12 protein-coding genes are annotated in these 12,541 nt (G+C 73.4%); 3 read left to right on the forward strand and 9 right to left on the reverse strand.

What is annotated here, in order from left to right; genetic code table 11:
* Window positions 1–3: 3 nt before the first annotated feature.
* Together EJK15_RS31130 and EJK15_RS31135 are read right to left on the reverse strand one after the other, a co-directional pair.
* A complete protein-coding gene (locus EJK15_RS31130) occupies window positions 4–2,121 on the reverse strand; it encodes a SpoIIE family protein phosphatase (protein WP_138714048.1) in 2,118 nt (705 codons plus the stop codon).
* Between the two features lie 175 nt (window positions 2,122–2,296).
* On the reverse strand, window positions 2,297–3,634 hold the full coding sequence (locus EJK15_RS31135; RefSeq protein WP_206061191.1) for an alkaline phosphatase PhoX: 1,338 nt from the start codon (window positions 3,632–3,634) through the stop codon (window positions 2,297–2,299).
* 292 nt (window positions 3,635–3,926) lie between these two features.
* Between EJK15_RS31135 and EJK15_RS31140 the strand changes: the two genes are divergently transcribed.
* Together EJK15_RS31140 and EJK15_RS31145 are read left to right on the forward strand one after the other, a co-directional pair.
* On the forward strand, window positions 3,927–4,529 hold the full coding sequence (locus EJK15_RS31140; protein ID WP_138714050.1) for a TlpA family protein disulfide reductase: 603 nt from the start codon (window positions 3,927–3,929) through the stop codon (window positions 4,527–4,529).
* A 57-nt stretch (window positions 4,530–4,586) separates the two neighbouring features.
* On the forward strand, window positions 4,587–5,435 hold the full coding sequence (locus EJK15_RS31145) for a cytochrome c biogenesis CcdA family protein (RefSeq protein WP_240777330.1): 849 nt from the start codon (window positions 4,587–4,589) through the stop codon (window positions 5,433–5,435).
* An 89-nt stretch (window positions 5,436–5,524) separates the two neighbouring features.
* Here the strand turns inward: EJK15_RS31145 and pcaDC are convergent, their stop codons facing one another.
* The 7 genes from pcaDC to EJK15_RS31180 all read right to left on the reverse strand — a co-directional run bounded on the left by pcaDC (window position 5,525) and on the right by EJK15_RS31180 (window position 11,745).
* A complete protein-coding gene (gene pcaDC, locus EJK15_RS31150; protein WP_138714051.1) occupies window positions 5,525–6,637 on the reverse strand; it encodes a bifunctional 3-oxoadipate enol-lactonase/4-carboxymuconolactone decarboxylase PcaDC in 1,113 nt (370 codons plus the stop codon).
* Window positions 6,638–6,639: 2 nt separating this feature from the next.
* Complete coding sequence (locus tag EJK15_RS31155; RefSeq protein ID WP_138714066.1) at window positions 6,640–7,845, reverse strand: lyase family protein; 1,206 nt, start codon at window positions 7,843–7,845, stop codon at window positions 6,640–6,642.
* 73 nt (window positions 7,846–7,918) lie between these two features.
* Window positions 7,919–8,443, reverse strand: a complete 525-nt coding sequence (gene pcaG, locus EJK15_RS31160) for a protocatechuate 3,4-dioxygenase subunit alpha (protein ID WP_138714052.1) — start codon at window positions 8,441–8,443, stop codon at window positions 7,919–7,921.
* Window positions 8,440–9,192: a protocatechuate 3,4-dioxygenase subunit beta gene (pcaH, locus tag EJK15_RS31165; protein ID WP_138714053.1), complete on the reverse strand. Its 753-nt coding sequence runs from the start codon at window positions 9,190–9,192 to the stop codon at window positions 8,440–8,442. Before pcaH ends, pcaG begins: the two co-directional genes overlap by 4 nt.
* A 5-nt stretch (window positions 9,193–9,197) precedes the next feature.
* On the reverse strand, window positions 9,198–10,343 hold the full coding sequence (locus tag EJK15_RS31170; RefSeq protein ID WP_138714054.1) for a thiolase family protein: 1,146 nt from the start codon (window positions 10,341–10,343) through the stop codon (window positions 9,198–9,200).
* On the reverse strand, window positions 10,340–10,969 hold the full coding sequence (locus EJK15_RS31175; protein ID WP_138714055.1) for a CoA transferase subunit B: 630 nt from the start codon (window positions 10,967–10,969) through the stop codon (window positions 10,340–10,342). The genes EJK15_RS31170 and EJK15_RS31175 overlap by 4 nt, the downstream gene beginning before the upstream one ends.
* Window positions 10,966–11,745: a CoA transferase subunit A gene (locus tag EJK15_RS31180; RefSeq protein WP_138714056.1), complete on the reverse strand. Its 780-nt coding sequence runs from the start codon at window positions 11,743–11,745 to the stop codon at window positions 10,966–10,968. The genes EJK15_RS31175 and EJK15_RS31180 overlap by 4 nt, the downstream gene beginning before the upstream one ends.
* A 99-nt stretch (window positions 11,746–11,844) precedes the next feature.
* Here EJK15_RS31180 and EJK15_RS31185 point away from each other — a divergent pair.
* The coding region (locus EJK15_RS31185; RefSeq protein WP_171074632.1) for an IclR family transcriptional regulator at window positions 11,845–12,541 on the forward strand (697 nt) is incomplete at its 3' end.

Raw genomic sequence — 12,541 nt, forward strand, 5'->3', positions numbered from 1 at the left:
CGGTCACGGACGGCTCGCGTCGCGCAGGAGCAGCACGGCGATGTCGTCCGTGCGCTGGTCGAGGGCGACCGGCTCGATGAGGAACTCCGCCAGGTCGTGCAGGGACCGGCCGGGGCACGGGGTGAAGCGGTCGGCCAGGTCCCTGATGGCGTCGTCCAGGTCGAGGCCGGGCAGCTCGATGAGGCCGTCGGTGTAGAGGGTCAGCACGGAGCCCGGCGGCAGGTCCAGGTCCGTGGTGGGGTACTCCGCCTCCGGGTCGATCCCGAGCAGCAGGCCCGGGGACGTGCTGAGGACCTTGGCGGGCGCGCCGGGCCGGCCCAGGAGCGGCGGCAGGTGACCGGCGCTGGCCAGGCAGGCGGTGTGCCGCTCCAGGTCGAGGCTGACGTACAGGCAGCTGGTGAACCGGTCGGGGGCCAGCTCCATGAGCAGCCGGTTGGTGCGCGCGAGCACCTCGCCGGGGTTGGCGCCCGAGGCGGCGTGGGCGTGGATGGCGGTGCGCACCTGCCCCATGAGGGCGGCCGCGGTGACGTCGTGGCCCTGCACGTCGCCGATGACCGCGGCGGCCACCGTGTCGCTCAGGCGGATCAGGTCGTAGAAGTCGCCGCCGATGTCCATTCCGGGGGTGGCGGGCACGTACCGGGCGGCCACGTCCAGGCCGGGGATCTCGGGCAGCGTGCGCGGCAGCAGGCTCGACTGCAGGCACTGGGCGAGCTGGTGCTTGACGTCGTAGAGGCGGGCGCGCTCGAACGCCTGCGCGATCAGCCCGGCGAGCGCGGTGAGCGTGGCGCGCTCGTCGGTGTTGAAGCGGTGCGGGCGGTCGTAGGCCAGGATGCAGAGGCCGATGGGCCGGCCGGAGGTGACCAGGGGCAGGAACGCCCAGGCGGACATGTTGTCGGACCGGATGGCGTCCGGGTAGGCCTGGCGGAGCTCGTCCCAGGTGGAGAAGAAGGCCGGCTTGCCGGCCTCGAGGGGGCGCCGCTCGCGGGCCGGCGGGATCACGGGACGGCCGTCGAACTCGTCGATGGCCTGCCGGCTGTAGCCGCGTGAGGCGGCCACCCGCATCCTGCCGCCGTTCGACGTGAGGATGGCCAGGGCCTGGACGTCATAGACGGGCATGACATGGTCGGCGACGAGGTCGATCACCTCCTGCGCGGTCACCGCCCGGGCGAGGGTGGTCGCCAGGTGCAGCATCTCGTGCAGCGCGATCACCCGTACGTGCCGGTCGCCGCCGGTGTCCGGGGCCGGGCCGGCGGAGTCGCGGTCGGGCGTGATGCGTACGGTGATGCCGGTCAGGCCGGGATAGAGCCGGAAGGTCAGTGTCCGCCCGGCCGGGTTGCGGGCGGTGAACGAGGTGACCTGCCGGCTGACCGCCGCGTCCCGGTAGCGGTCCTCGTAGGCCGGGTCGTCCAGCCACGGCAGCGCCTCCCACGGGCGCTCGCCCAGCAGCTCGGAGGAGCAGCTGCCGAGCAGCTTGGCGGCCGGCGCGGTGAGGAGGGTGACGCGGCCCTCCACGTCCAGCGAGCAGTACCCCTCCGGCAGCCGGTTGAGGGACTCCAGCGCGATCAGCTGCGCACTCGGGTCCGTCCTGCGCGCGGGCCGCGGGGCCAGGATGCGTGGCTGAGGCCCGGGAACGATCGGGCGGCCGCGGTCGGCCGCCCGCTGGAGCACTCCGCCCAGCTCGGCGCAGGTGGCGTCGATGACGTCGCGCTGGCGCTCGGTGAGCGAGGCGGTGCGGCCGGACGGCCACAGCAGCAGCAACGCGCCCCGGATGGTCTCGCCGGTGCGGATGGGGGAGATGGCCGCCGCGAAGTGGTACGGCAGCGCGAGCGCCGCCGTAGGGAACATGCGGGCCAGGTCCTCCCGGCCGGACAGCCAGACCGTCCGCCCTTCGCGCACCGCCGCGGCGGCCGGGATGGGGTCGTTCCGCCTGATCCGGGACCATGCCTTGGCGATCGGGGCGGGCAGTCCCAGCTGCGCGTCCATCCGCAGCACCTGGCCGTCCTCGGCCAGGAGGTAGACGGCGCCGATGTGCGCTCCCGTGCTGACGATGGCTTCGAGCAGCAGCTCGTCCAGGCGGGACGAGCCGGTCGCCGCGCCGGTATCCGAGGCGGTCTTCTCCACCGCCTCAGCCCTCTTCGCTCACGGTCTGTGAGCATGAAAGTAGCTCCAAACCCCCCATATGGGCAGGATACACGCACATATCTCGCATATTGCTTACCTTGCGCTAGTGCTCCGGTCTGGATGTCCGGCGGGTGCGCGTCAGCGGCGAGGGGAAGGCACTCGGCCCGTGGCCGCTCTATAGAGGGCCGCGCTGCCAGGGGCCGCGGATGGCGTACGTGCGGCCGGGCGGGTCCGGCGAGACCGTGTCGCCGAGCTGGTTGACGAACAACACCGAGCCGTCGGGGCTGAAGCAGGCCCCGGCGAACTCGCTGTCGTCGGCGACGTTGACCGCGAACTCGAACGGCTGCCCGCGCCGCCGGTCCAGCCCGATCAGCCGGTTCACGTTGATCAGCCCGGGAGCCAGCGGATGCGGGTCGGCGTCGGCGGAGCCCGCGTCGTCCTCACACAGCACGATGCCGCCGCGCGGCGTGAACGTCAGGTTGTCCGGCGAGTCGAGCTCCCTGCGGCCCGGCGACTCGTACACCAGCACCAGCGTGCCCCCGTCGCGACGGCCGGGGACGTACTGCCAGACCTGGCCGTAGCCCTCCAGGTAGCCGTCGGCGTTCGCCGGGTCGCCGTTCTTGGCGTCGCCGCCGCTGGTGGAGTTGAAGAAGACGCTGCCGTCGCCGTACCAGCAGCCCTCCAGCCGGTTGAACGTGGCGCCGCCCTTGGCCAGGCCCTGCCGGGTGCAGGTCGGAGCGCCGCCCTCCAGGTCGGGATCGGGGTCGTCGATGGTGACCCACTCGACCGGCAGCCGGGCGCCCATCGTCTGGCCCTCGCGGCAGTCGTAGTTCCCGGCGCCCTTGACCTTGAGCATCTCCAGCACGCCGCCGGCGGCCAGGTTGCCCGGGTCGGCGGGGCGGAAGCGGTAGAAGCCGTTGGGCCGGCCGGAGTCGTCCTCGGTCTCGTAGACGTATCCGGTGCGCGGATCGACGGCCACCGCCTCGTGGGAGAAGCGGCCCATCGCCGTCAGGGGCCGCGAGGGCGCGGGCCGGCCCGGCTCGGGGCCGGCAAGCGGCACCTCGAAGATGTAGCCGTGCTTGCGCGTCCACCCCTGGTTCGGGCCTGCCGTGGTCTCCTCGCAGGTCAGCCAGCCGCGCCGGTGCAGCATCATGCCGCCCGCGCAGTTGACGATCGTGCCGTTGAGGCTGACGAAGTGCCGCAGCACCGTGCCGTCGCGCAGGTCCACCTCGAGCGTCGTGGTGCCGGCGACGCCCAGCTCGTCGTAGCGCTCCGAGCCCTCGACGTGGACCCGCCCGCCCGGCGAGCCGGGGGTGGTGCGCACTTCGTGGTTGCGGATGAGGCGGGCGGTGTGGCGGCGGGTGCCGGGGAAGGCGGCCATGCCGTCGTGGGCGATCGGGGTCGCGACGCCGTCGCTCATGGGGGTGCCGGTCCTGCCCAGCACCACGTACGAGAAGCCGGCGGGGAGGGCGAGCAGCTCCTCGCCGGTGTTCGTGGCGGGGGTGCGGCGCAACGGCCCGTACCCCACCTCGTGCGAATGGGAGCCGGGGCGGCCCGCGCTCGCCCAGGAAGCGTGCGCGGCCAGGGTCTCGATGGCGACGCCGCTCGCCAGCGCGCCGCCGGCGGTGGCGAGGCCGCGGTAGCCTTGCCCGGCCCGCTGGCCCCGCGTACGCGGGCCGGCTCACCAGCTCGACTGCAATCACCGGCGACGCGTGCCGGGCCAGGTAAGAGTGCGTATCGGGGTGATCGCCGTTGTCATCGGCTCGTAAGGATTGGCGCGGGCGGCGGCTCCTACACTGGGGCGCATGCTGAAAGTGAGAGCAGTGGCCGTGCTGGTGTCGGCCGCCCTGCTGGCTACCGCTTGTGCCGGGCCGGGGGAGGGGACCGCCCCGGCGGACAGCGCGCGGATCGACCCCTCCGCGACCTCGGCGGCCCCTTCGTCCGATGCGGCGACAGAGGCCCCGGCGGCCTCGGATACCTCCGCCCCCGAGAAGGCGGCGGCTCCCGAGGCGCTGAAGTTCTCCGCCAAGACCCTTGACGGCAAGGAGTTCAAGGGGGAGACGCTGGCCGGCAAGCCCGTGGTCTTCTGGTTCTGGGCGCCGTGGTGCCCCAAGTGCCTGTCCGAGGCGCCCCACGTCAAGGCCGCGGCCGCCGAGTACGGCGACGTCGCCTTCGTCGGCGTGGCCGGGCTGGACACCGAGGCGGCGATGAAGGAGTTCGTCCAGCGCACCGGCACCAGCGGCTTCACCCAGCTGTCGGACGAGAAGGGCGCGGTGTGGACCAAGCTGGGCGTCAGCGCGCAGTCCACGTTCGTGTTCATGAAGCCGGACGGCACCACCGCGAAGGCGTCGGGACCACTCGGCAAGGAGCAACTGGACGACCTCGTGCGCACGCTGATGGACGGGTAGCGCGGCGGTGCCCGTACCGAAGAGGGGAGCGCCCGCGCTGAAGGGCGGGGTTCCCGGGTGAACCCCGCTGACCTGCCGCTCGCCCTGGCGCTCACCGCCGGCACCGTGGCCGCGTTCAACCCGTGCGGCTTCGCCATGCTCCCCGCCTACCTCACCCTGCTGATCACCGACGACGGGCCGTCCCGGCGCGGGCCCGTCGTGCGGGCGCTGGTGTTGTCCGCCGCGATGACGGCCGGGTTCGTCACCGTCTTCGGCCTGTTCGGGCTCGCCGTCACCGCGCTGGCGGTGTCGGTGGGCCGCTACCTGCCCTGGGTGACCATCGTCATCGGGCTGGCGCTGATCGGGCTCGGCGGCCGGCTGCTGTCCGGCCGCGAGCTGCTCCTGCGCCTGCCCGGGCTGCCGACCGGCCGCCCCACCACCTCGCCGCTGTCCCTGTACGCCTACGGCCTGTCGTACGCGGTGGCCTCCCTGTCCTGCACCGTCGGGCCGTTCCTGGCGGTCACCTCGGCCTCGCTGTCGGGAGGCGGCCTGTTCGGCGGCCTGGCGGCCTTCGTGGCGTACGCCCTCGGCATGGGCCTGGTCGTCGCCGTGCTGTCGCTGGCCGTGGCGCTCGCCCGCGCGACCGCGGTGACCAGGCTGCGCCGCGTGCTGCCGTACGTGTCCAGGACCGGCGGGGCGCTGCTCATCCTGGCCGGCCTGTACGTCACCTACTACGGCTGGTACGAGTTGCGTGTCTTCTCAGGGTCGTCGGCCGACGACTCGATCGTGGGCGCCGCGACGGCCGTGCAGGGCTGGCTCAGCGAGCGACTCTCGGCCCTCGGCCCGGGCTGGATCGCCGTCGCGCTCGCCCTCCTTGTGGCCGGGGGCGCGCTCACACTGCGGCGGGCCCGCCGTCGCACCGGCTGACCTCGACACCGGGTCGTGACGCCAGCGGGAGCCGGCTGCGGGCGCCAGGGTACGGGCTGTCACTGCCACCCGCCCCTGACGACGCCGGGTCACTCCTCGTTCAGGACCCGCTGGGCGACGGCGAAGGCGGAGTTGGCCGCCGGGACGCCGCAGTACACGGCGGTCTGGAGGAGCACCTCGCCGATCTCGTCGGGGGTCAGGCCGTTGCGGAGCGCGGCGCGTACGTGCATGGCCAGCTCGTCCAGATGGCCGTGGGCGACGAGCGCGGTGAGCGTGACGCAGCTTCGGGTACGGCGGTCCAGGCCCGGGCGGGTCCAGATCTCGCCCCAGGCGTAGCGGGTGATGAAGTCCTGGAAATCCCTGGTGAACGGGGTCGTGCGGGCGATCGCCCGGTCCACGTGCGCGTCGCCGAGCACCTCCCGCCGTACCCGCATGCCCGGCACCACGGGCAGGTGGGCCAGGAGCGCGGCCGTGACCCGCTCGGGCTGGTCGACGTTGGCCAGGTGGGCGGCGCCGGCGAGCTCCACCAGCGTGGCGCCGGCGATGCCGTCGGCCAGCAGCCGGGCGTGGGCGGGCGGCGTCGCCGGGTCGTTCCGCCCGGCCACGATCAGGGTGGGGGCCTTGATGGCGGCCAGCGAGTCGCGTACGTCATAGGCCGACAGCGCGTCGCAGCAGGCGGCGTACCCCTCGGGGTCGGCGGCGGCCAGGTCGTCCAGCAGCGCCTGCTGGACGGGGCCGGCGAACCAGCGCTCGGCCGTGGCCTCCAGCAGCGGGAGGGTGCCCTTGTCCCGGACGAGCCGCGCCCGGTCCCGCCACGCCTGCGGCTCGCCGAACCTGGCCGAGGAGCAGATCATCGCGAGCGACCGCACCCGCCCGGGGTGGCGGACCGCCAGCGTCGCGCCGATCGCGCCGCCGATGGAGACGCCCGCGTAGTGGAACCCGTCGAACCCCTGCGCGTCGGCCACCTCCAGCACCATGCGCGCCAGGTCCTCGACGGTGAGCGCGTTCGACGCCGCCGAGCCGGGGGAGGCGATGCCGGGCGCGGGTGAGCCGCCGTGGCCGGGCAGGTCGAATCTGAGCACCCGGAAGGTCCGGGCGAGCGCGGCCAGCTGCGGTTCCCATATTCGCAGGGAGGTGCCGAGCGACGGTCCGAGTACGAGCGGCTCCCCGCTCTCCGGACCGTCCAGCCGGTGCTGCAACATCGTCACTCCTCCTCCAGCGCCCGGTCGACGAGGGCGCCTGCCGAGCCCGTCGATCCGGGCACGGTCAGGTTGGCGCACATGCGCTCGGGGTGTACTCGCAGGTCCGCGACCAGCTCGGCGGCGTCGCGGGAGGCCCCGGCCACCAGGCGGAGCGCTTCGCGCAGCGGCTGCCATTCGGCGTGCCAGGCGCCGGCGGGGCGCTCGTCCTCGGCGCAGAGCGAGCCGTACAGGATCGCGGCCAGCGCGGGCACCTGGCGGGCGGCGGCGGCGATCATCGTGGATCTGACCGGGTTGTGCTTGTGCGGCATGGACGACGAGCCGCCGCCGACGCCCTCGGACACCTCGCCGATCTCGGTACGCGACAGCACGAGCACGTCGGCCGCCAGCTTGCCCAGCGCCCCGGCCGTGAACGCCAGCGCCCCGGCCAGATCGGCGACGGGCGTGCGCAGCACGTGCCACGGCAACCCGGGCTCGGCCAGCCCGGTCTCAACGGCGAACCGAGCCGCGAGCCGCAACCCGACGTCACCGCCGGCTTGCCCGCCCGCCAGTGTGCTGGGGTCGTCCGCCGTGGGCGTGCCGGGGGTGTCGCCTGCGGGCGTGCCCGAGCCGCTGGGTTTCGGGTGCTCGGGCGTGTTCGCGGGTTCGGGGTGGAAGGCCGCCAGGGTGCCGGCGGCGCCGCCGAGCTGGGCGGGGAGCGCCTGGCGGGCCGCGCTCAGGCGGGCGGCGGCGTCGATGGCCAGCTTGCGCCACCCCGCCGCCTTGAGTCCGAACGTGGTCGGCACCGCCTGCTGGGTGAGCGTCCGCGCGGCCATCGGGGTGTCGCGGTGCTCGGCGGCCAGCCGGGTGAGCCCCGCGACGACCCGCTCGACGTCCGCCAGGACCGGGCCCAGGGTGCGGTACGCGACCAGCATGAGCGCGGTGTCGACGATGTCCTGGCTGGTCGCCCCCCGATGGACGGACGCGCCGTGCGGTCGCGCGGCCCTACGGAGGTCTTCCACCAGCGGGATGACCGGATTGCCCCCGGAGCGGGCCCGGCTGACCAGGCCCGGCAGGTCGAACGCCTCGACCCGCGCGGCGGCGGCCACAGCCTCGGCCGCCTCCCTCGGCACCAGCCCGAGCGCCGCCTGCGCGCGGGTCAGCGCGACCTCGGCGTCCAGCATGGCCTGGAGAAAGGCGACGTCACCGGTCTCCACGGCCGCGCCCCGCATGGGCGACAGCAGCCCGAGATCCGCGCCCGCGCCACCCCACGTCCCGGCCGCGTCGCCCCTGGTGCCGGGTTTGTCACCCGAAATCAAGGAAGACCGTCTCCTTCTCGCCCTGCAGGTGGATGTCGAACCGGTAGACGCCTTCGCCCTCCCGCACCGCCAGCAGCGTCTCCCTCCGGTGCGGCGGCAGCGCGTCCAGGAAGGCGTCCTGGCCGAAGTAGATGCGGGTGTACAGGTGGTGGAGCAGGCCGCGGGCGAACACGCAGACGCTGATGTACCCGTTTCCCGGCACGAGCGTGCGCAGCGCGTACCGGCCGTCGGCGTCCGTCGGCACCCGGCCGAACCCGGTGAAGTCCAGCCCGTGCCGCCCGATGACGGCCCCCGTCACCGGATCGCGCCGCAGCGTCCCTGGTGCGCCCGTAAGGTCGCCGGAAGGGTCGGCCTGCCAGAACTCCAGGAGCGCGTCGGGCACCGGATCCCCGGCGCCGTCGTAGACGTACCCCTGGACGGTGATCCCGCCGGCGGCGAGGTCGCCGCCGCCGGGGAACGGCAGCGCGTAACCGTAGAACGGGCCCACGGTCTGCGAGGGCGTCGGGTTCATCGGCCTTCCTCCATCCAGGTCGCGGCCGGACCGTCGAGCACGATGTCCCACCGGTAGCCCAGGGACCACTCGGGCTGGGACAGGTCGTGGTCGTACGCGGCCACCAGCCGCTGCCTGGCCCGCTCGTCCGTCACCGACTGCAGCACCGGGTCGTACCGGAACAGCGGATCGTTCGGGAAGTACATCTGGGTGATCAGCCGCTGCGTGAAGGCCACGCCGAACACCGAGAAGTGGATGTGCGCCGGCCGCCACGCGTTGACGTGGTTGCGCCACGGGTAGGCGCCGGGCTTGATCGTGGTGAACGAGTAGCGGCCCTCGTCGTCGGTCAGGCAGCGGCCCACGCCGGAGAAGTTGGGGTCGAGCGGCGCGGGATGGTCGTCGCGCTGGTGCAGGTAGCGGCCGGAGGCGTTGGCCTGCCAGATCTCCACGAGCTGGCCGCGTACCGGCCGCCCGGTGCGGTCGAGCACCCGCCCCTGCACGGTGATCCGCTCGCCCAGGGGCTCGCCCAGGTGCTGCCTGGTCAGGTCCGCGTCCAGCGCGGTGACGTCGGTGACGCCGAAGACCGGGCCGGACAGCTCGGCCGCCTCCGGGTCCTCCAGCGCGACCAGCGGCTGCTTCGGGTGGCGCAGCAGGCTGCTGCGGTAGGGGGCGAAGTCGCGCAGGGGCTGGTTCGCCTCCTCGCCGTCGTGGACCTTGTGCAGCTCGGCGATCTCGCCGTCGATGTCGGCTTGGGTGAGGGGTGGGGTCATTGCGCCTACCTTTCGAGGACGACGGCCAAGCCCTGGCCGACGCCGATGCAGAGACAAGCCAGGCCGGTGCCGGAGCCGGCCGCCGCCAGGCGGTGCGCCACGGTGCCGGTGACGCGGGCGCCGGAGGCGCCGAGGGGGTGGCCGAGGGCGATCGCCCCGCCGTTCGGGTTGACGAGGGCGGGGTCGAGATCGGGCAGTTCGGCCAGGCAGCCGAGGACCTGGGCGGCGAAGGCCTCGTTCAGCTCGGCGGTCGCCAGGTCGCCGAACGTCCTGCCCGCCTTGGCCAGGGCCCGGTTCGCGGCCTCGACGGGGCCGAGGCCGAAGTAGCGGGGCTCGAGAGCGCTCGCGGCGCCGGCGGTGATCCGCGCCAGGGGCTCGCGGCCGCGCAGGCCGGCCTCGTCGGTGAGCAGCAGCGCCGCCGCGCCGTCGTTGAGAGGGGAGGAGTTGCCCGCGGTGACCGTGCCGTCCTTGCGGAAGACCGGCTTGAGGCGGGCCAGTGCCTCCAGAGAGGTGTCCTCGCGAATGCCCTCGTCCCTCGTCAGGCCGCCGATCGGGACGATCTCGCGGTCGAAGGACGCCTTGGCCGCCTTCTGGTGGCTGGCCAGCGCGTACGCGTCCTGCTCTTCCCGCGAGATCCGGTGCTTGCCGGCGATCAGCTCCGCGCCCTCGCCGAGCGGGACGGTGTGCTCGGCCGGCATCTTCGGGTTGACCAGTCGCCAGCCGAGCGTGGTGGAGACCAGCTCCTGCCCGCCCGCGGGGAAGGCCCGCTCCGGCTTGGGCAGCACCCACGGAGCGCGGGTCATCGACTCCACGCCGCCCGCGATCACGGTGGACGCGTCGCCGAGAGCGATCATCCGGTACGCCTGGATCACGGCCTCCATGCCGGAGCCGCACAGCCGGTTCACGGTCGCGCCCGGCGTGGTGACCGGCAGGCCGGCCAGCAGCGCGGCCATACGGGCGACGTTGCGGTTCTCCTCGCCCGCGCCGTTGGCGTTACCGAAGATCACCTCGTCGGGCGCCTCCACGCCGTTGCGCTCGGCGATCGCCGCGATGACGTGCGCGGCCAGGTCGTCGGGGCGGATGCCGGACAGCGCCCCGCCGTACCGGCCGAAGGGTGTGCGGACGGCGTCCACGACATACACGGTGTTCATGCAAGCACCTCGGCTTCCGTACGATCACGCAGCTCTTCCACGCTCACTCCCGGCGCCGTCTCCACCAGGCGCAGCCCGTCCTCGGCGACGTCGAGCACGCCGAGTCCGGTGATGATCCGGTGGACGCACGCCTTGCCGGTGAGCGGCAGCGAGCACTCCTTGACGATCTTCGGTGAGCCGTCCTTGGCGGTGTGGTCCATGATCACGATGACCTTGCGGGCACCGTGGATCAGGTCCATCGCCCCTCCCATGCCCTTGACCAGCTTCCCTGGAACCATCCAGTTGGCCAGGTCGCCGCGGGCCGAGACCTGCATCGCGCCCAGCACCGCCACGTCGATGTGCCCGCCGCGGATCATGCCGAACGACAGCGAGGAGTCGAAGAACGACGCCCCGTCCCGCACGGTCACCGTCTCCTTGCCCGCGTTGATCAGGTCGGGGTCGACCTCGTGCTCGGCCGGGTAGGGGCCGACGCCGAGAAGGCCGTTCTCGGAGTGCAGGATCACGTCCACGTCGGGGGGCAGGAAGGAGGGGATGCGGGTGGGCAGCCCGATGCCGAGGTTGACGTAGTCGCCGTCGCGCAGCTCGGCCGCCGCGCGGGCCACCATCTCGTCACGCGTCCAGCTCATCGGGTGGTCCCTCCTGCCGAAGGCGTGGAAACCGTACGCCGCTCGATGCTCTTGTCGGCCGCCTGCTCGGGGGTCAGCACCACGACCCGGTGGACGAACACGCCGGGCAGATGCACCTCATCCGGATCCAGCTCGTCGGTCAGCTCCTCCACCTCGGCGATCGTGACCCGCCCGGCCATCGCGGCCAGGGGGTTGAAGTTCCTGGCGGCCTTGTTGAAGACCAGGTTGCCGTGCCGGTCGCCCTTCGCCGCCCGGACCAGCGCGAAGTCCGTCCTGATGCCGTACTCCAGCACGTACTGCCGGCCGTCGAACTCGCGCACCTCCTTCGGCGGCGAGGCGAGCGCGATCGAGCCGTCGGGGTTGTGGCGCAGCGGCAGGCCGCCGTCGGCCACCGGTGTGCCGACCCCGGCCGGGGTGTAGAAGGCGGGGATGCCGCTGCCGCCCGCGCGCAGCCGCTCGGCCAGGCTGCCCTGCGGGGTCAGCTCCACCTCCAGCTCGCCGCCGAGGTACTGCCGGGCGAACTCCTTGTTGTCGCCGATGTACGAGGCGGTCACGCGGGCGATGCGCCCGGCCGCCAGCAGGACGCCGAGGCCGCCGCCGTCCACGCCGCAGTTGTTCGACACGACGGCGATGCCGGTCACCCCGGTGTTGTAGAGGGCCTGGATCAGGACGTTCGGAATGCCGCTCAGGCCGAAGCCGCCGACCGCGAACGACGCGCCGTCACGCACGCCGGCCAGCGCCTCCTCGGCGGTCGCGACCACCTTGTCTCTCCGCACAACGCTCCATTCACCGGAGTGTTCGCATAGTGAACTTTTGTCCACTATCGTGTTAGCGAGTATCTGTAATGAGCAGCGCTCCTGTCAAAGGACGAGCCGATGGAACCTGCCGGAACCCTGGAACGCGGCCTGGCCGTGCTGCGCGTGCTGGCGGGCGAGCCGCGCCGCCGCATGGGCGCGACGGACCTGGTCCGCGCGACCGGGCTGGCCAGGTCCACGGTGGACCGCGTGCTGGCCACGTTCGCCCATCTCGGCTACGTCCGGGCCGAGGGCCGCGACGTGGTGCCGGCTCCGCGTCTGATGGAGCTCGGCGAGGCGTACCTCGCCTGCGGCGGCCTGCGCGACGTGCTGGCGCCTCTCGCGGAGCGGCTGGCGGAAGCGCTGGACGAGTCGGTGTCGCTGGCGGTGCCGGACGGGGACGGGGTCCGTTTCATCGGTCAGTTCACCCGGCGGCGCACCATGTCGATCGCCTTCCGGGTCGGTGACCTGCTGCCTGCCGACCGGTGCGCGGCGGGGCTGGCGTTGTTCGATCCGTCCTCGCCCTATGCCGTGGACGATCAGCTCGTGGAGCCGGGGCTGGTGGCTGTCGCGGTGCCCGTACGGGGCCGGGAGGGCACGCCGGTCTGCGCGGTCAGCGTGGTCAGCCACACCAGCCGGCACACCGCCGCCGGTCTGCGCGAGCACGCCCTTGCCCAGCTCATCAAGACCGTCGCGGAGATGGAGGCGGCGCTGGCGGGAACGCCGCCCGGGCCGCGCGGGGACGTGGCGGTGTTGGCGCCCGGGCCAGGTGGGGGAG

Source organism: Nonomuraea basaltis (genome assembly GCF_005893125.1).
GTDB lineage: Bacteria > Actinomycetota > Actinomycetes > Streptosporangiales > Streptosporangiaceae > Nonomuraea > Nonomuraea basaltis.

What these genes read in the sequence shown, in the direction of transcription:
- EJK15_RS31140 (WP_138714050.1), top strand. Translation starts at nt 3,927, where the DNA reads ATGCTGAAAGTGAGAGCAGTGGCCGTGCTGGTGTCGGCCGCCCTGCTG.
- pcaDC (WP_138714051.1), bottom strand. Translation starts at nt 6,637, where the DNA reads ATGTTGCAGCACCGGCTGGACGGTCCGGAGAGCGGGGAGCCGCTCGTA.
- EJK15_RS31155 (WP_138714066.1), bottom strand. Translation starts at nt 7,845, where the DNA reads ATGCGGGGCGCGGCCGTGGAGACCGGTGACGTCGCCTTTCTCCAGGCC.
- pcaG (WP_138714052.1), bottom strand. Translation starts at nt 8,443, where the DNA reads ATGAACCCGACGCCCTCGCAGACCGTGGGCCCGTTCTACGGTTACGCG.
- pcaH (WP_138714053.1), bottom strand. Translation starts at nt 9,192, where the DNA reads ATGACCCCACCCCTCACCCAAGCCGACATCGACGGCGAGATCGCCGAG.
- EJK15_RS31170 (WP_138714054.1), bottom strand. Translation starts at nt 10,343, where the DNA reads ATGAACACCGTGTATGTCGTGGACGCCGTCCGCACACCCTTCGGCCGG.
- EJK15_RS31175 (WP_138714055.1), bottom strand. Translation starts at nt 10,969, where the DNA reads ATGAGCTGGACGCGTGACGAGATGGTGGCCCGCGCGGCGGCCGAGCTG.